The sequence below is a fragment of the Saccharopolyspora antiqui genome, from assembly GCF_052246905.1.
GTDB lineage: Bacteria > Actinomycetota > Actinomycetes > Mycobacteriales > Pseudonocardiaceae > Saccharopolyspora.
In genome coordinates this window covers 80,266-97,089 of the sequence record NZ_JBQQBO010000019.1, presented here as the reverse complement: position 1 = coordinate 97,089, position 16,824 = coordinate 80,266, and the positions used below count along the sequence as shown (strand labels likewise).

Annotated in this window: 15 protein-coding genes and 1 riboswitch; of the genes, 6 read left to right on the top strand and 9 right to left on the bottom strand. The window is 69.7% G+C overall.

Annotation, left to right across the window (positions count from 1 at the left end):
* Positions 1-192: 192 nt before the first annotated feature.
* The 4 genes from ACTWQN_RS26670 to ACTWQN_RS26655 all read right to left on the bottom strand — a co-directional run bounded on the left by ACTWQN_RS26670 (position 193) and on the right by ACTWQN_RS26655 (position 4,388).
* Positions 193-1,242, bottom strand: coding sequence for an SIS domain-containing protein (locus ACTWQN_RS26670; RefSeq protein ID WP_443206320.1), 1,050 nt, complete (start codon positions 1,240-1,242; stop codon positions 193-195).
* Positions 1,243-1,374: 132 nt separating this feature from the next.
* A complete protein-coding gene (locus ACTWQN_RS26665) occupies positions 1,375-2,196 on the bottom strand; it encodes a carbohydrate ABC transporter permease (RefSeq protein WP_443206319.1) in 822 nt (273 codons plus the stop codon).
* Positions 2,193-3,068 carry a carbohydrate ABC transporter permease gene (locus ACTWQN_RS26660; RefSeq protein WP_443206318.1) on the bottom strand — a complete coding sequence of 292 codons (876 nt, stop codon included), beginning with the start codon at positions 3,066-3,068 and terminating at the stop codon, positions 2,193-2,195. The genes ACTWQN_RS26665 and ACTWQN_RS26660 overlap by 4 nt, the downstream gene beginning before the upstream one ends.
* A gap of 51 nt (positions 3,069-3,119) precedes the next feature.
* Complete coding sequence (locus tag ACTWQN_RS26655; RefSeq protein ID WP_443206317.1) at positions 3,120-4,388, bottom strand: extracellular solute-binding protein; 1,269 nt, start codon at positions 4,386-4,388, stop codon at positions 3,120-3,122.
* 328 nt (positions 4,389-4,716) lie between these two features.
* Here ACTWQN_RS26655 and ACTWQN_RS26650 point away from each other — a divergent pair, with 328 nt between their 5' ends.
* From ACTWQN_RS26650 to ACTWQN_RS26640, 3 genes are all read left to right on the top strand, one after another.
* The gene (locus ACTWQN_RS26650) at positions 4,717-5,472 is read left to right on the top strand and encodes a GntR family transcriptional regulator (RefSeq protein ID WP_443206316.1); all 756 of its coding nucleotides are present in this window, start codon (positions 4,717-4,719) and stop codon (positions 5,470-5,472) included.
* A gap of 168 nt (positions 5,473-5,640) precedes the next feature.
* Positions 5,641-6,606 carry a superantigen-like protein SSL4 gene (locus tag ACTWQN_RS26645; RefSeq protein WP_443206315.1) on the top strand — a complete coding sequence of 322 codons (966 nt, stop codon included), beginning with the start codon at positions 5,641-5,643 and terminating at the stop codon, positions 6,604-6,606.
* Between the two features lie 160 nt (positions 6,607-6,766).
* Positions 6,767-7,891, top strand: coding sequence for an alpha-lytic protease prodomain-containing protein (locus tag ACTWQN_RS26640; protein ID WP_443206314.1), 1,125 nt, complete (start codon positions 6,767-6,769; stop codon positions 7,889-7,891).
* Between the two features lie 38 nt (positions 7,892-7,929).
* On the opposite strand, the gene thiE is transcribed toward ACTWQN_RS26640, so the two are convergent.
* Entirely contained in the window at positions 7,930-8,601 is a 672-nt protein-coding gene (gene thiE, locus ACTWQN_RS26635) for a thiamine phosphate synthase (RefSeq protein WP_443206313.1), read from the bottom strand.
* A 105-nt stretch (positions 8,602-8,706) separates the two neighbouring features.
* A riboswitch (TPP riboswitch) is annotated at positions 8,707-8,812 on the top strand.
* Between thiE and thiO the strand changes: the two genes are divergently transcribed.
* From thiO to ACTWQN_RS26620, 3 genes are all read left to right on the top strand, one after another.
* The gene (thiO, locus tag ACTWQN_RS26630; RefSeq protein WP_443206312.1) at positions 8,803-9,921 is read left to right on the top strand and encodes a glycine oxidase ThiO; all 1,119 of its coding nucleotides are present in this window, start codon (positions 8,803-8,805) and stop codon (positions 9,919-9,921) included. (Overlaps the previous riboswitch by 10 nt.)
* A complete protein-coding gene (thiS, locus tag ACTWQN_RS26625) occupies positions 9,918-10,118 on the top strand; it encodes a sulfur carrier protein ThiS (RefSeq protein WP_443206311.1) in 201 nt (66 codons plus the stop codon). Before thiO ends, thiS begins: the two co-directional genes overlap by 4 nt.
* 151 nt (positions 10,119-10,269) lie before the next feature.
* Entirely contained in the window at positions 10,270-11,034 is a 765-nt protein-coding gene (locus ACTWQN_RS26620) for a thiazole synthase (protein ID WP_443206310.1), read from the top strand.
* Positions 11,035-11,194: 160 nt separating this feature from the next.
* On the opposite strand, the gene ACTWQN_RS26615 is transcribed toward ACTWQN_RS26620, so the two are convergent.
* From ACTWQN_RS26615 to thiC, 4 genes are all read right to left on the bottom strand, one after another.
* Entirely contained in the window at positions 11,195-11,773 is a 579-nt protein-coding gene (locus ACTWQN_RS26615; protein WP_443206309.1) for a hypothetical protein, read from the bottom strand.
* Between the two features lie 43 nt (positions 11,774-11,816).
* A complete protein-coding gene (locus ACTWQN_RS26610; RefSeq protein WP_443206308.1) occupies positions 11,817-13,790 on the bottom strand; it encodes an FUSC family protein in 1,974 nt (657 codons plus the stop codon).
* Between the two features lie 226 nt (positions 13,791-14,016).
* Positions 14,017-14,883, bottom strand: coding sequence for a bifunctional hydroxymethylpyrimidine kinase/phosphomethylpyrimidine kinase (thiD, locus tag ACTWQN_RS26605; protein ID WP_443206307.1), 867 nt, complete (start codon positions 14,881-14,883; stop codon positions 14,017-14,019).
* Between the two features lie 106 nt (positions 14,884-14,989).
* Entirely contained in the window at positions 14,990-16,633 is a 1,644-nt protein-coding gene (thiC, locus tag ACTWQN_RS26600; protein WP_443206306.1) for a phosphomethylpyrimidine synthase ThiC, read from the bottom strand.
* Positions 16,634-16,824: the final 191 nt, after the last annotated feature.

The window sequence follows — 16,824 nt, the reverse complement described above, 5'->3', positions numbered from 1 at the left end:
CAGCCTGCTCCGTTCGGCGTAACCTGACGTTGCCCGCCTCGCCCCGCCCCCTCGGTGAGGCGGGCTTTTAGCACTTGTCCTTGAACTTGTTCTGCTTTGCAGTGCGGGCGGCGGAACCTCAGAGGCCTTCTCGTCTCCGGGATCCCCGACTCATGTATGTCCGCCTCCGGCCTGCCAAAGGGAGTTGCGGGGTCAGCGGGTGCGGGTGACCTTCTTCAGGCCTCTCGGGTTGTCCGGATCGAAACCCCGGGCCAGGGCCAGGCCGAGGGCCAGCTGCTGCACCGGGAGGACCTCCAGCACCGGCGCCAGTTCTTCGGCGCAGGCGGGCACCGGGATGCGGTGCGAGGCCCGCACGTTCGACGCCGCCGAGCCGATGGCGCAGATGTCCGCACCACGCTCGTGCACCGCGTCGAGCACTTCGCGCATCGCGTCGCCGCCGCGTCCGTTGCTGGACAGCGCGAGCACCGCGGTGTCCGCGTCGAGCGCGGCGACCGGACCGTGCAGCAGGTCGGCGCCGCTGTAGGCGCGGGCCGAGAGGTAGCTGGTTTCGGCGAGTTTGAGGGCTGCTTCGCTGGCGGTGGCCAGCGAATAGCCGCGCCCGGTGGTGACCATCCGTTCCGCGAAGCGGTAGCTGCGCACCGCCTCGGCCACCGCCTCGCGGCCGGTGTCCAGGGCGGTCGTCGCCAGGTCCGGGATCGGCTCGGCGTGCGCGCCGGTGCCGCCCCGGACCGCGTCGACGAGCAGGTACAGGGCGAGCAGCGTCGCGCTGTAGGTCTTGGTCGCGGCCACCGCCCGTTCCCGACCCGCGCGGATGTCCACCGACAGTTCGGCGGCGGAGTTCAGCGGGGAATCAGCGGTGTTGGTGACCGCGACGGTCAACGCGCCGCGCTGCCGACCGGACTCGGTGACCTCCAGCAGGTCCGGTGATCCGCCGCTCTGGCTGACCGAGATCAGCAGCACGTCGGTCAGGTCCGGTCGTGCGCCGTAGAGCGTGGTCGTCGATGGTGACGTCAGCCCGACGGGCAGTTCGAGCAGCACTTCGATGAGGTACTTGGCGTAGAGCGCGGCGTGGTCGCTGGAGCCGCGCGCGGCCAGCAGCGCGAAGCGCGGTCGGCGTGCGGCGATGCGCTCGGCGACCTCGGCGATCGCGCCCCGACCGGCCAGCAGTTCGGCGAACACGGCTGGCTGCTGGGCGATTTCGTCCGTCATGTTGCGGCCGGGGGTTGCGGCGGCCTCGGTCATCGGGTCCGTCCCTTCGATTGAGGTCTAGACCAATCGTACCTGGAAGTCGCGGTAGCCCGGATGCCGTCGGCGGAACTCCACGTGCTGGTGCCGGAGGAACTGGCGGTCGCCCGCGAACACAGGGACAGGTTGTCAGCCCTTCACCGCTCCCGCAGTGACTCCCGACACCATTCTCCGCTGCACTGCCAGGAAGAACACCAGGACCGGCAAGGTGAACAAGGTCGCCGCGGCCATCGTGGCACCCCAGTCGGTGCCGAAGGCGTTCTGGAAGCTCTTCAGGAAGACCGGCAGCGTCTGGAGATCCTGGGAACGCATGAACACCAGCGCGTACAGGAACTCGTTCCACGCGGTGATGAACGCGAACACCGAGGTGGCCACCAGACCCGGCCCCAGCAGCGGCAGGGTGACCCGGCGGAACGCCTCGGCCCGGCCGCAGCCGTCCACCATCGCGGCCTCCTCCAGATCGATCGGAATCCCGTCGATGAACCCGCGCAGCGACCAGATGGTGAACGGCAGCGTCGTGATCCAGTAGACCAGGATCAGCGCGGGCAGCCGGTCCAGCAGCCCGAGATCCCGCATGAACAGGAACATCGGCACCATCAGCGCCTCGAACGGCACCATCTGCGCGACCAGGATCAGCAGCAGGAACCCCTTGCGCCCGCGAAACCGGAACCGGCTCATCGCCAGCGCCGCCAAGGCGCCGGAGACCAGCGAGCACGCCACCGCGGTGAGCGTGACCAGCAGGCTGTTGCCCAGGTAGCGCAGGAAGTCCGATTCCAGCACAGCGGTGCTGTAGTTCTGCACCGTGATGGAACTCGGCACCAGGTCGTAGGAGGTGGACAGCACGTCGCCGCGCGGCTTGAGCGAGCTGGTGAACATCCAGTACGTCGGGAACACGAACAGCAACGCGATGACCAGGGCCAGCGCCGAAAGCGCGATCCGGCGGGTCCTCACAGCTCCACCTCCTGGGAACGCAGCAGCAACCGCAGGTACTGCGCGCAGACGACGACCAGCACGAGCACCATCAGCACGCTCACCGCGGCGGCCACCCCGAAGTGCTTGCCCGCGATGCCTTCGAGGTACTGCATCACCGGCAGCGTGGTGCTACCGCCGTTGGGGCCGCCCTCGCGGATCGCCCACACCTGCGAGAACACCTTGAAATCCCACAGGATCGACAGGAACGTCACGATCATCAGCACCGGTTTCAGGTGCGGCCAGGTGATCGCGGTGAAGGTCTGCCAGCCGCCCGCACCGTCGATCCCGGCCGACTCGTAGAGGTCCCTGGGCACCCCGAGCAGTGCGGCGTAGAGCGTCATCGCCACGAACGGCACGGCCTGCCAGACGATCAGGATGCCCACCACGGTCAGCGTGCTGGCGCCGGTGGCGAACCAGGAGAACCCGGCGAAGGACTCGAAGCCCAGCCGCACCAGCGTCTTGTTCAAGATCCCGTACTGCTGGTCGAAGATCCACTGGAACACCGTGGTCGCGGCCAGCTGCGGCATCGCCCAGGCCAGCAGCAGGCTGACCTGCAGGACCACCCGAGGCAGCACCGGCACGTGCTTCATCAGCAACGCCAGCAGCAGCGCGATGAACACGGTGGCCGCCACGATGCTGGCGGTGAACACCGCGGTCCGGACCGCGATGGTCCAGAACTCGGAGTCGGTGAGGATCTCGGTGTAGTTGTCGAAGCCGATCCAGGTGACCTCACCGCGGGTGAGTTCGCCGAGGTCGAGCTTGCGGAAGCTGGTCACGATCACGTTCACCGCGGGCCAGCCGAGCAGGACGATCAGCGCGAGCACCGCGGGCGCGAGCAGCAGGTACGGCATCGAGTTCCGGGCTCGCGGACGGCGCCGGTCGGGTGTGCGTTGCGGTCATGATCAGCTGGTCGCCGCCAGCGCCTCGGTGATCTTGGCGTTGGCCTCCATGGTGGCGTCCACGACCGTCTTCTGGCGGGTCAGCACGGCCGTCATCATGTCCTTCAACGGGTTCTGCCCGGCTTCCACGGCCGCCCACTGCGGGACCGGCGGCGGCACCCTGCCTGCTTTCGACGCGATCGCCATCGCGGCGCTGATCGGGTTGCCCTCCAACGCGCTGGTGTCCTGCGAAGCGCCGGGCACGACGCCGCTCTCGGCGAGCTTGGTCTGGTACTTCTGGCTGGTCAGCAGCTTCAGCCAGTCCTTGGCCGCGGCCGCGTTGGCGCTGCCCGCCGGGATCGCGAGGTTGGAGCCGCCGAGGAACACCGGCGCGGTCTTGCCCGGGTACTTCGACGGGATCGGGAAGGCACCCGAGATCTCGGGCATCCGGGGGTTGGTCTCCGCGGCGGTCTGCACCTCCCAGGGCAGCGCGATCATCATCGCGACCTTGCCCTTGGCGTAGACCTCCGCCTGCTGCGGCTCGGCCTCGTCGGTGTCGGCCGGGGCGGACGTGGCCGACGTCTGGACCAGCTGCTGGTAGAACTCGACGCCTTCGCGGGTCTGGGCGGTGTCCAGCGCGCCCCGGTAGTTCGCGCCGTCGCGGACCGCGATGTCACCACCGGAGTCCCAGATGAACGACAGCAGCGCGTACCAGGACTGGCCGGGCAGGTACAGCGACTGGAATTCGGGGTCCGCGCCGTGCGTCTGCTCCAGCTTGGTGATGGTGCCGAGCAGCTCGTCGCGGGTGGTCGGCGGCTGGGTGATGCCCGCCTGCTGGAACAGTTCCTCGTTGTAGACGACCACTCGGTTGGCCGCGTAGAACGGCACGCCGTACTGCTGGCCGTCCCACGCGCCGGATTCGGCCAACGCCGGTACCCACTGCGCCTTGTCCAGACCGTCCGCGTCCGCGGTGAGGTCCAGCAGCGTGCCCTCGGCGGAGAACTGCGGGTTCTGGCTGTTGCCGAGTTCGATCACATCAGGCGGGTCGTTGCTGGCCAGTGCGGTGGTCAGGCGGTCCTGGATGCCGTTCCACTGCTGGATCTGGTAGTCCACCGTCATGCCCGGGTGGCTCTGCTCGAATTCCTTGTTGAGCTCGTCGACCAGCACGTCCGGCGCGGATCCGTCCATCAGCCAGACCGTCAGCGTGTTGTCGCTACCGCCGGACGCGCCGCCGCAGCCGGCGAGGGTTAACGACAACGCGGCCGCCGCCGCGAGCGCTCTCCAGGTTTTCAACGTTCGCCCCTTCCTCCGCGACGGACGCGGAGTTGCGGGTCTCGCCGTCAGGGTCGGCGGGACCCGCAGCTGTTTGGTGTAGACCAATGCGATGAGGATTGTGGTGCATGACACTCAATGTCAAGACTTTTCGGCGTTACTGTTCCCGCACGAGTGGGGCTGTCTTGATCTTCACGCCGACCCAGCGCGGCGGAAACCTGCGCACCAGCTGCGCTCAGCCCGCCGACTTTCGGGCATGCTGAAGTATTGGACGACTCGGGAGGGCGGCGACTACGACGCCTCGGGGAGCGGAACCAACGGCGGCAGGGTTGCGGTGGTAGGAGGAACGATGCTCGAAACGTCCGTGTCCGGCGGGGCGGACTCGCCCGGACGCGCCCAACGCGAACCGAAGTACTGGGGCCTCAAACAGCATCTGCTGGACATGCTCCGGTCCCTACCACCCGGCGCGCCGATTCCCACCGAACGTTCGCTGGCCGCCGAGTTCGACGTCTCGCGCACCACGGTGCGCCAGGCCTTGGCCGAGTTGACCGTGGAAGGCCGGTTGCTGCGGGTGCAGGGCAAGGGCACCTTCGCGGCCAAGCCGAAGGTCGCCCAGCGGCTGCAGCTGAGCAGCTACACCGAGGACATGCGCGCCCAGGGGCGCCAGCCGACCTCGCGGCTGCTGGAGGTCGTCGAGGAACCGGCCGCCGAGGAGCTGGCCGCGCTGCTGGGCACCAAGCCGAGCGCGACCGTGCTGCGGCTGCGCCGGTTGCGGTTGGCCGACGGCGAGCCGATGGCCATCGAAACCACCCACCTGCCGCTGTCCCGGTTCCGCGGGCTGACCAACCGGCTGGAATCCGGCGGCTCGCTATACCAGGTGCTGCGCGAGCAGTTCGAGGTCGAGCTGGGGCACGCCGAGGAGACCATCGAGACCGCCCTGGCCAGCCCGGAGGAGGCGGAGCTGCTCGGCTCCGACGTCGGGCTGCCGATGCTGCTGCTGTCCAGGCACTCCTTCGACACCGAGGGGCGCCCGGTGGAATGGGTGCGCTCGATCTACCGCGGCGACCGCTACAAGTTCGTCGCGCGGCTCAACCCGCCGACCTGATCACCGCTGCCTCCGCCGCACGAAGGGCACCCCGGCCGGGGTGCCCTTCGGCTTTCCGGCGTTACTCGGAGTGGGGGTTCTCACGGTTCGACAACGATTTGGAGAAAACCTCCGTGATCATTCGTTGGAACGTGCCGGGAGAGTATGCCTTCAACGTGCGTGGGAGCCATGGTCAGCAAGGATGTGGAGTCCAGGCAGTCGGATCCGGGCGAGGAGGCGAAGTCCAAGAGGTTGGACCTGTCGCCGCCGCAGGTCGCGGGTGCGGCGCTGGCGTCGGTGACGGCGGCCTTCCTGGGTTCGCGGATCGGGGTCGCGGGCACCGTGGTCGGTGCCGGGTTGACCAGCGTGATCATCACCGTCGGCGGTGCGCTCTACCAGCGCTCGTTCGAGAACGCCAAGCAGAAGGCGGTGGACGCGGCGGCCAAGGCTTCGGGGAAGCGCGCCAAGCGGACCGAGGTCGTGCGATATGTGTCCACAAAGGACGGAAAGATCGCTTCGACCCGGCAGATCCACCTGGCGCCCGGCATGCACTGGCCGGGCGGCGAACGGGTCGTGGACGATCCGACCCGGCAGCTCGACGACCGCGCGGCGGAGGTCGACGCCGAAGCCGCCACCCGGCAGCTGCGCTGGGACGGTGCCACGGCCGCGCAGCCGGCTGGTGCGCAGTCGGCTGGTGCGCAGTCGGCTGATGCGCAACCGGACACCGCGTGGCGGCGCAAGCGCCAGGTCCGGTGGGCGATGGTGGCGGCGAGCTGCGCGCTGGCCTTCGCGCTGAGCATGCTGGTCATCACCGGTTTCGAAGGAGTGCTCGGAAAGCCGCTCTCCGGCGGGGAAGGCGGCACGACGCTCGGGCAGGTGCTGCACCGGGATCCGCAGCAGACCCCGACCGCCCCGGCCGACACCGATGAGCCGCAGCGGACGCACAGCCAGCAGCCGCCGCCCTCGACGGAGGTGGAACCCACCGAGCAGCCGACCGTCCAGCCGACGACCGAGCAGCCCGCACCCACCTGGGAACCGACCCAGCCGCAGCCATCGCAGCAGTCGCCGACCTCCGCGCCGAACTCGCGAATGGACCAGCCGCGTGACCCGGCAGCCGAGACCGGCGTGTTGCGGCAGTACCCATCTGGGCGGTAAGAGGCCCTGTTATACGCCCGTTGCGCTAGCTCGATCGAGTTGCGTAGCGGGCGTTTTGGGCGAGATGCGGCGAAAGGTGGATGTGGGACTGGTGATCTCCTTTGATACTGGATCGGCGACGGGGGCCCTGAGATCCAGCTCACAGCGAGGGAGATACCAGATGAAGCGCAGACTCGCGGCCCGAATGGCCGGGACCGTGCTGCTGGCGGCGGGAACGGTAGCAGCGCTGACCATGCCGGCCACCGCGACTGAAGAGACCGCGCCGACCCCGGCCAGCGCGACTCTGCTGGACGCGATGCAGCGTGACTTCGGGCTGACCCGGGACCAGGCCATCGAGCGGCTCGCCCAGGAGGCCGCCGCCAACCGCGCGGACCAGCAGCTGCGCGGCTCGCTGGCCGGGACGTTCGGCGGGTCCTACTTCGACGCCGAGTCCGGCAAGCTCGTCGTCGGCGTGACCGACCCGGCGCGCTTCGACGAGATCCGCGCGGCTGGCGCGGAAGCCAGGCAGGTCGACTTCACCATCGAGGAGCTCAACGGCGTCGTCGAAGGCCTCAACTCGTACAGCACGCTGGCTCCTGACGGGGTCTCCGGCTGGTACGCCGACGGCAGCGAGAACTCCGTTGTCGTCACCACCAGGCCGGGCACCGAGCTCCAGGCGGCGCAGTTCGTGCGGGCGGCCGGGGTCCTGGTGGACGCGGTCCGGGTCGTCGAGTCCCTCGAAGACCCGCGGACCTACGCCGACGTCATCGGCGGCAACGCCTACTACATCGGCAGCGGCAGCCGCTGCTCGGTCGGGTTCTCGGTGCAGGGCGGCTTCGTGACCGCCGGGCACTGCGGCAGCGAGGGCGACAGCACCTCGGAGCCCACCGGCCAGTTCGAGGGCTCGTCGTTCCCGGGCAACGACTACGGCTGGGTGGCGGTCGGCTCCGGCGAGACCCCGCAGCCGGCGGTGAACCGGTACGACGGCAGCACCGTCGGCGTCGCCGGCTCGTCCGAGTCCGCCGAGGGTGCGTCGATCTGCCGCTCCGGTTCGACGACCGGTTGGCACTGCGGTTCGGTCGAGGCCAAGAACCAGACGGTGCAGTACCCGCAGGGCACCGTGTCCGGCCTGACCCGCACCAACGTCTGCGCCGAACCCGGCGACTCGGGTGGCTCCTGGCTCTCCGGTGACCAGGCCCAGGGCGTGACCTCGGGTGGTTCGGGCAACTGCTCGTCCGGCGGCACGACCTACTTCCAGCCGGTGAACGAAATCCTCCAGGCCTACGGCCTGACGCTGCTCACCTAACCGGTCACCGGTACCGACAACGGTCGTGGGTGCCGCGATCACGGCAGGCGGTCGCGGAGGTTCCGCGCGGCCGCGCGGGGATCCTCGGCCTCGGTGATCGCGCGAACCACGACGATCCGCTGCGCACCCGCCTTGAGCGCGTCGTCGAGGTTGTCCGGGCCGATGCCGCCGATGGCGAACCACGGCCGACCGTGTCCCCGGTGCTCCGCGGCGTGCTCCACCAGATCCAGCCCGGCCGCCGGTCGACCCGGTTTGGTCGGCGTGGTCCACACCGGGCCGGTGCAGAAGTAGTCCACCCCCGGTTCGATGGCCGCGGCGTCGGCCTGCACCACGTCGTGCGTGGACCTGCCGATCGCGATGTGCTCTCCGACGATGCGCCGGGCGATCTCCACCGGCAGATCGTCCTGTCCGAGGTGCAGGATGTCGGCCTCGGCCGCCATGGCGATGTCCGCGCGGTCGTTCACCGCGAGCAGCGCACCGTGCCGCACGCAGGCCTCGGCCAGCACCTCCAGCGCGGCCAGTTCGTGGCGGGCTTCCAGCGGAGCGCCACTCGGGTTCTTGTCCCGCAACTGGATGATGTCGACTCCACCGTCGAGCGCGGCCTCCGCGAACTCCGCGAGGTCACCGCGCTCGCTGCGTGCGTCGGTGCACAGGTACAGCCGTGCCTCGCCGAGGCGAGCGCGGATGCCGAAACCGTCCAATCCAGGCATGTTCCACAGGGTAACTGCTGGCACCACCGCCGCCGGAGCGCACAGGTTCGTGAAACGAGTTCAGGGACAGGCACTGACGTCGAGATCCTCGCCCGGTACGGTGGACTCGGTGAGCACGGGAGTCCGGACACCGGGCTGAGAGGGGGCGTTGGCCCCGACCGTCGAACCTGATCCGGGTCATGCCGGCGCAGGGAGCGTGGAGTGTCTGAACAACGAACCGATCACGTCGTCGTAGTGGGCGGCGGCGTCATCGGCATGTCCGTCGCCTGGCGGGCGGCCGCCGCCGGACATCGCGTGCGACTCGTCGACGCCGAACCGGCATCCGGGGCGTCTTACGTGGCCGGTGGCATGCTGGCGCCGATCGCCGAGGCGTGGCCCGGCGAAGAAGAACTGCTGGAACTGGGTGCGGCGTCGCTGCGGCAATGGCCGACGTTCGCCGACGAGCTGAGCCGCGCCGCCGGGCTGCCTTCTGGCCTGCGCCGCGAGGGAACCCTCGTGGTCGGGGTCGACAGCGCCGACCGGGCCGAACTGGACAACCTGGCCGACTACCTCGCCAGGCTCGGCCGCACCGTCAACCGGCTGTCCAGCCGGGAACTGCGCCGACTCGAACCATCGCTGGGCCCGGCGGTGCGCGGCGGGCTCGAAGTGCCGGGTGATCTCGCGGTCGACAACCGGGTGGCGCTGCGCGCGCTGCGCGCGGCGGCCACCGCGGCGGGCGTCGAATTCGTCGCGGCGAAGGCGAAGAGCGTGCGGCCCGGCGCCGTGCAGCTCGAAGAATCCACTGTGGACTGCGACATGGTGGTGATCGCGGCCGGTGCGCATTCCGGTGCGCTGCATCCCGTGCTGCGGGACCGGATCCGGCCGGTGAAGGGCGAAATCCTCCGGCTGCGCGCGCGGGCCACGGCACTGCCGCCGCCGAGCCGCACGGTCCGCGGTCCGGTGCACGGCCGTCCGGTCTACCTCGTGCCGCGCGACGACGGCGGCCTGGTGCTCGGCGCCACCCAGTACGAAGTCGGCTTCGACACCGAGGTCACGGTGGGCGGGGTGCGCGACCTGATCGCCGACGCCGAGCAGCTGGTGCCGGGCATCTCTGAGTACCAGCTCGTCGAGGCCGCGGCCGGGCTGCGCCCGAGCACCGACGACAACCTGCCGGTGCTCGGCTGGTTGGAGCCCGGCGTGCTGGCGGCCACCGGGCACCACCGCGGCGGCTTCCTGCTCGCCCCGGCCACTGTCGACGCGGTGCTCGCCCTGCTGCGCGGCGAGGAGCCCGCCGCCGAGGTCAAGGTCGCCGATCCGAGTCGATGGGGAGGACAGCAGTGAACGTCGTGCTCAACGGGGAACCACGGGAGACCGCCACCGACGCCACGCTCGCATCGGTGCTGCGCGAATTCGGGGTGCCCGAGCGGGGAGTGGCCGTGGCGCTCGACGGCGCGGTGGTGCCCCGAGCCCAGTGGCCGGAGACCACGCTGCGCCCCGATGCCGCCATCGAGGTCCTCACCGCAGTGCAAGGAGGGTGACGTGACGCCGCCCCACCCGGAGGAGGGGTTTCCAACCCGAAAGGTTGCGGCCCAGCCCGAATCGACCCCTTGCGGGGCAACGGAGGCATACCGAACCACGGCACCGATACCCGCGCCGCCCGGAGTCGGCGGTCCCGTCGTTAGGAGACTCATGGACGACCCGTTGGTAATCGCCGACCGGAAGTTCGGCTCGCGACTGATCACCGGGACCGGCGGGGCGACGAACCTCGCGGTCCTGGAACGCGCGTTGATCGCGTCCGGAACCGAGCTGACGACCGTGGCGATGCGCCGCGCCGATGCCGGCGGCGGCACCGGGGTGCTCGACCTGCTGCGCAAGCTGGGCATCGAGGCGCTGCCCAACACGGCGGGCTGCCGGACGGCGGCCGAGGCCGTGCTGACCGCGCAGTTGGCCCGCGAAGCGTTGGAGACGAACTGGGTCAAGCTGGAGGTCGTCGCCGACGAGGACACCCTGCTACCCGATCCGGTCGAGCTGCTGGACGCCGCCGAGCAGCTGGTCGACCAGGGTTTCGTGGTGCTGGCCTACACCAACGACGATCCGGTGCTGGCGCTGAAGCTCGAAGAGGTCGGTTGCGCCGCGGTGATGCCGCTGGGCTCGCCGATCGGCACCGGCCTGGGCATCCGGAACCCGCACAACATCGAGATGATCGTCTCCCGGGCGTCGGTCCCGATCGTGCTGGACGCGGGCATCGGCACGGCCTCGGACGCGGCGCTGGCCATGGAACTCGGCTGCTCGGCGGTGCTCCTGGCCACCGCGGTCACCCGAGCCCAGGACCCGGAGCGCATGGCGGCGGCGATGCGAGCGGCGGTCGAAGCCGGTCGCCTGGCGTCCCTGGCGGGCCGAATCCCACAACGCTTCTGGGCCCAAGCCTCCAGCCCCGGCCACCCGACCCGGTGAGGTAGTTCCAAGCACGCGTCACCAGCACGAATGATGTTGCTGATTCCGCCGGTGGTGTAGCCTTTTGGCAGGAGTTCGGTGCCGTGGGCATCGGGCGAGTCGCACGGTCGGGTGCACCCGGGGCATACCGGGACCCCGGCCGTACGCATGCCATGGCTGATCAACACGAGGTTGGCACTTCGACTTCGTAGATGCGGTCATTCAGCAATTCCCGATAGCCGCTCATCCCCATGCGATCGGTTCGTACCGCGCCCGCAACGATGTCGGCTGCCCAAAGCAGCCGTTCCGACTTGCCAGGTAGATGCACCACGTGGAAACGGGCACCCGGGGGAAGGCTGAAGCGGGCCCCGCGGGCTGTGGCGATGTCTCGGGCATTGAGTGCCGTGGTGCGGCTTTCCAAGCACAACTCGTTGACACCGAAATCGTGCAACTCGACCACCAACCGGGTCAGGCATGCCGCGCGGGCACGTTCCTGACGTTTCAACGGCACCGGGGTTCCGACCGTGACAACGTGAAATCCGGGCAGGTCCGCAATGGCCTTCGTCGCGCTGCGCCGCTGCTGGGCATCCATGTCGTTCCAGTGCAGCTTCATTTTGGGGCGTTTCCCGCGCAGCCCCGCCAACGCAGTGCGCGCCACCTCATGAACACCAACGTCGAACACCACTGCAGCGAGCACGTAGAAACCTCCCGCTGAGGCTTCCAGCACGGATTCGTCGCCGAACGCGCTGAGTGTGATCATCTCACTGAGCGTAGCCGTCAGTGCCGACGGCCTCGGTGGGCGGTCAGCGGATGTGGAGGCGTTGGGGGCGGACGAAGGTGATCGTGTAGCTCTTCCACGGGCTGTCGTAGCCGAAGGTCCGGTCGATGGCCAGGCGGGCGTGCAGGGCGTTCTCGACCAGCGAGCTCGCCAGCAGTTCGGTGGCCGGGGCGCTGCCCTCCGGCACGTCCGGGATCCGCGCCGTCGGCTTGCCGGCCAGCAGGTCGTCCACCGCGCGCAGCGCCGGGACCGCGACCGCCTGTTCGGCCTCCGGCCGGAACGCGAGGGTCGCGACGTCCTGCCGCAACGCGTCGAGCGCGATGGCCGCCGCGCGGGTCGCGCGGTCGTCGTCGGTCTCCTCGCCGATCCCGTCGAGCAGCGCGGGCATGCCGAGCAGATCTTGGGTGCGCCGCAACGCGAGCACGTTCGCCGCCTGCAACGCCGCGGGCAGATCGACGCCCTGGCCAGCGGCGCGCACGCTGCGCAGCAGCTCCGACACCGACCACACCGTGGAGCGCACCGCGCCGCGCACGTCCGGCAGGATGCTGCTGGGCAGCACCAGATAGCTGACGTAGCCGACGATGAGCGCGATGGCCGCGCCGACCGCCGTGTTCGCCGCGAAGCTGATCGCCACGTTCACCGGCGGCCGCTCCAGCCGCAACGCCTGATCGACCACGGTCACCACGATCAGACAACCCAGCAGCGTCTGGTACTCGCCGCGCAACCGCGCCATGTTCAGCAACATGCCGCCGATCACCAGCGGTACCAATAGGAACGCGCCCGGCAGCAGGGTGATCAGCAACGCCAGCGCGGTCACGCCGAGCACCGCGCCCCCGGTGCGTTCCAAGGCGCCGGTCATGCTGTCGCGGGCCGCCGGTTGCAGCACCACGTACAGCGCGAGCAGCAGACCGGACGCCGACGGGTCGCGCAGCAGCAGGACGATCACCATGCCGATGGAGACCGCGAGCGTGCAGCGCAGCGCGTGCCGGAACAGCGACGACCGCAACGACAGGTGTGCCCGTACCGCACCGGCGAACCGCTCCCGGCGCGCGCCGGGAGCCTGCGGCGGCAGCGGTGTCTCGACGCGCTGCACCACGGCCGCCCGAATCCGGTCGAGCCCCTCGTTGATGCGGCGCACCGCGTCCGGCAGGTCCTGTCGTCCGCCGCGCGCCAGCACTGCCTGGGCCGGGTCGCGGCGAGCGACCGCGGGCAATCCGGTGCAGGCGCGGGCGCGCACCGCGCGGGCGAGTTCGGCGGCCACCTGATCGGCCTGCGCGACGATCTCCCGGAGTCGTCCGGCTTCCGTCCGGTCGCTCTGCTGGGCCTGCGTGAGCAGGGTTTCCCGCGCCGCGCGGAACCGGGCGGCCCCGGCCAGCACCTGGCCCAGCCAGGTGCAGGAGCCATCGGCGCGCCACGCGGCGGCAGCGGATTCGACCACGCCGGGACCGGGTTCGAGCAATGTCCGGGCGACCGCCGCGCGCGTTGCCCTGGTCGGGTCACCGAGGCCGATGATCACCCGCAGGACCAGCGCGAATGCCGCGCCGGTGGTGGTTGCGCCCAGCAGCACCAGCACCGGTTGGTCAGCACCGATCCCGGTGGTGGTGGCCGCCAGCGTCGCGGCGGCGAAGGTCTGGCCACCGATGCGGTAGTGCTCGCCGAGCGCGGGCAGCATGCCGGTGCCGAAGACCACCACGGCGACCGCCAGTCCGGCCAGCACCGGGATCTTCACCAGCAGCGGGCCGACGGTCATCACGAGCACCAGCGCCGGGGTGAACCAGACGAACCGGTGCAGGTCGGAGCGCAGCGACTGACCGCTGGTGGCGATCAGCGCGAGCACCGCGGTCAACCCGGCGATCAGCGCCGGGGTCTGCAGTTCGAAGAGCCAGCCGATGGCGGCCCCGGCCACCACGGCGACGAGCACCAGCACGGCGTATTGGTGTTGCCGAGGGTCCGGTGCGCCTGATTCGGTGGCCAGCCCTTGCCGCACTCGTGTCCACACCGATTTAGCCACGCTGTTGAAAACCCCTGTCGTCCTAGTGCGCGCAGCGCGAAGCAAACCGCCTGCCGCCGGTGGCCCGCAGTCTGGGAATTACGCGCTTCTTGACGAGTATGTCGATGAGCAACGCCATTCGGGTTACAGATCCGGGACCGAAATCACTCTATTAGGGGGCCGGTTGGGGGTGGGCATGCTCGACGTGCGTCTTCGTCAGCGCGCGCTGGCGAGGTCAGAACGACCGCGGGCTGACCCGCCAGAACGTAGACACCGGCCCGACCCCGGCGCCCAGCGGATACGCGTGCGACACGCTGCGCGTGACGAACCGCTTCCCGCTGCGCACCGCGTCCGGCACCGAGGCCCCCTTCGCCAGGGCCGCGGTGATCGCCGAGGCGAACACGTCGCCCGCGCCGTGGGTGTGCACCGTCGCGTATCGCGGACCGGGCAGCGCGACCGCCTCGGTGCCGTCGAAGAGCAGGTCGACGCATTCCGGGTCGTCGGCCAGGTGACCGCTTTTGATCAGCACCCACTGCGGCCCGAAGTCGAAGACCGCCTTCGCGGCGTCCAGCAGGTCCGCGCGGGTGCGCGCGTCGATCCCGGTCAGCAGCCGAACCTCGTCGAGGTTCGGGGTGGCCAGCGTGGCGCGCGGAAAAGCCTGGTACCGCAAGGCATCCAGCGCGTCCGGTCGGAGCAGCGGTTCGCCGCTGCGGGAGGCGGCCACCGGGTCGACGATGAACGGGGTGCGGCCACCTCGCCCGATGCCGTGGGTGTCGCAGACCTCCAGCACTGCCTCGATGGTGGCCGCCGAGGCGAGCACCCCGGTCTTTGCGGCGTCCACCCCGATGTCCGAGGCGACGGCGTCGATCTGCGCGGCGACGGTCTCCGGCGGGATCTCCACCAGCCCGGTGACGCCGACGGTGTTCTGCACGGTCACCGCGGTGACCGCGGTCATCCCGTGGACTCCGCAGGCGAAGAAGGTACGCAGGTCGGCGTGCATCCCGGCACTGCCACCTGAATCCGACCCGGCGATGGTCAGCGCGGTCGGAGGGGCGGTGTCGTTCGCGGGCCGACTTTCGTGCCCGGCCGAGATCTCGTGCATCCAGCTCATGTTACGGCCCTGGTCCTGGCGATCTTCCGGGACGTTTTCGCGGGGTGAGGGGCACCCGTGACCCAGTAACCGGGGCACGGGTGCCCCTCACCCCGGTTCAGTCCGCGAGGGGGAGGTAGACCTTGTTGCCGGTTCCGGCGAACTCGGCGGACTTCTCGCGCATGCCTGCCTCGATCGCCTCGACGCTGGTCAGGCCGCGCTCCTCGGCGAACTTCCGGACGTCCTGGGTGATCTTCATCGAGCAGAACTTCGGCCCGCACATGGAGCAGAAGTGCGCGGTCTTGGCGGGCTCGGCGGGCAGCGTCTCGTCGTGGAAGGCCCGCGCGGTGTCCGGGTCCAGCGACAGGTTGAACTGGTCGGTCCAGCGGAACTCGAACCGCGCCTTGGACAACGCGTCGTCCCAGTCCTGCGCGCGCGGGTGGCCCTTGGCCAGGTCGGCGGCGTGCGCGGCGATCTTGTAGGTGATCACGCCGGTCTTGACGTCGTCCCGGTTGGGCAGCCCGAGGTGCTCCTTCGGCGTCACGTAGCAGAGCATCGCGGTGCCCGCCTGGGCGATCATCGCCGCGCCGATCCCGGAGGTGATGTGGTCGTAGGCGGGTGCGATGTCGGTGGTCAGCGGGCCGAGCGTGTAGAACGGCGCCTCACCGCAGAGTTCTTCTTCCAGCCGCACGTTCTCCGCGATCTTGTGCATCGGCACGTGGCCGGGCCCTTCGATCATCACCTGCACGTCGTGCTCGCGGGCGATGTGGGTCAGTTCGCCGAGGGTCTCCAGTTCGGCGAACTGCGCGCGGTCGTTGGCGTCCGCGATGGAGCCGGGCCGCAGGCCGTCGCCGAGGGAGAACGTGACGTCGTAGGCGCGCAGGATCTCGCACAGCTCGCTGAAGTGCGTGTACAGGAAGCTCTCCTGGTGGTGCGCCAGGCACCAGGCGGCCATGATCGACCCGCCGCGGGACACGATGCCGGTGACCCGGTTCGCGGTCAGCGGCACGTAGCGCAGCAGCACACCGGCGTGCACGGTCATGTAGTCCACGCCCTGCTCGCACTGCTCGATGACGGTGTCGCGGTAGATCGCCCAGGTCAGCGCAGCCGGATCGCCGTTGACCTTCTCCAGTGCCTGGTAGATCGGCACGGTGCCGATCGGCACCGGGGAGTTGCGCAGGATCCGCTCCCGGGTCTCGTGGATCCGCTTGCCGGTGGAGAGGTCCATGACGGTGTCGGCGCCCCACCGGGTGGCCCACACCATCTTCTCCACCTCCTCCTCGACCGAGGAGGTCACCGCGGAGTTGCCGATGTTGGCGTTGACCTTCACCAGGAACTTCTTGCCGATGATCATCGGCTCGCTCTCCGGGTGGCAGCGGTTGGCCGGGATCACCGCCCGGCCGATTGCCACCTCGTCCCGGACCAGCTCGGCCGACACACCTTCGCGCGCGGCGATGTACTCCATTTCCCGGGTGATGACACCGGCTTTCGCCCAGCCGAGCTGGGTTCGGTGCTCCCGGCCGTCGGCCCATCCCGACCGCATCCGATGAAGTCCACTGTGGACGTCGATGGCGGCGTTCTCGTCGGTGTACGGCCCGGAGGTGTCGTACACGTCGAGGTGCTCGCCGTTGCTCAACTCGATGCGGCGGGCTGGCACTTGCAGGCCGGATTCGGTGTTGCGGTACACCTTCCGGGAACCGCTGATCGGCCCGGTGGTGATTTCGGTTGCGCTGCTGGAAGAGTTCGAACGCACGTCGGCCACTGCCACCCACTCCCTACGCTGGCATTACCCAGTCAGGTTCATGCGGTCGGCGGCCCCGGAGTTCTCCAGCCGCCCTCTCAGCCCGCTGTTGGTGCGAGCTCCCGCGGTTTTCTCTTGACGCCGCCAGACGCTAGCGGCAGCCCCGCGGCATTGCCAACCCCGTTCACTCCGATGACGGCAGCGCGATTTGC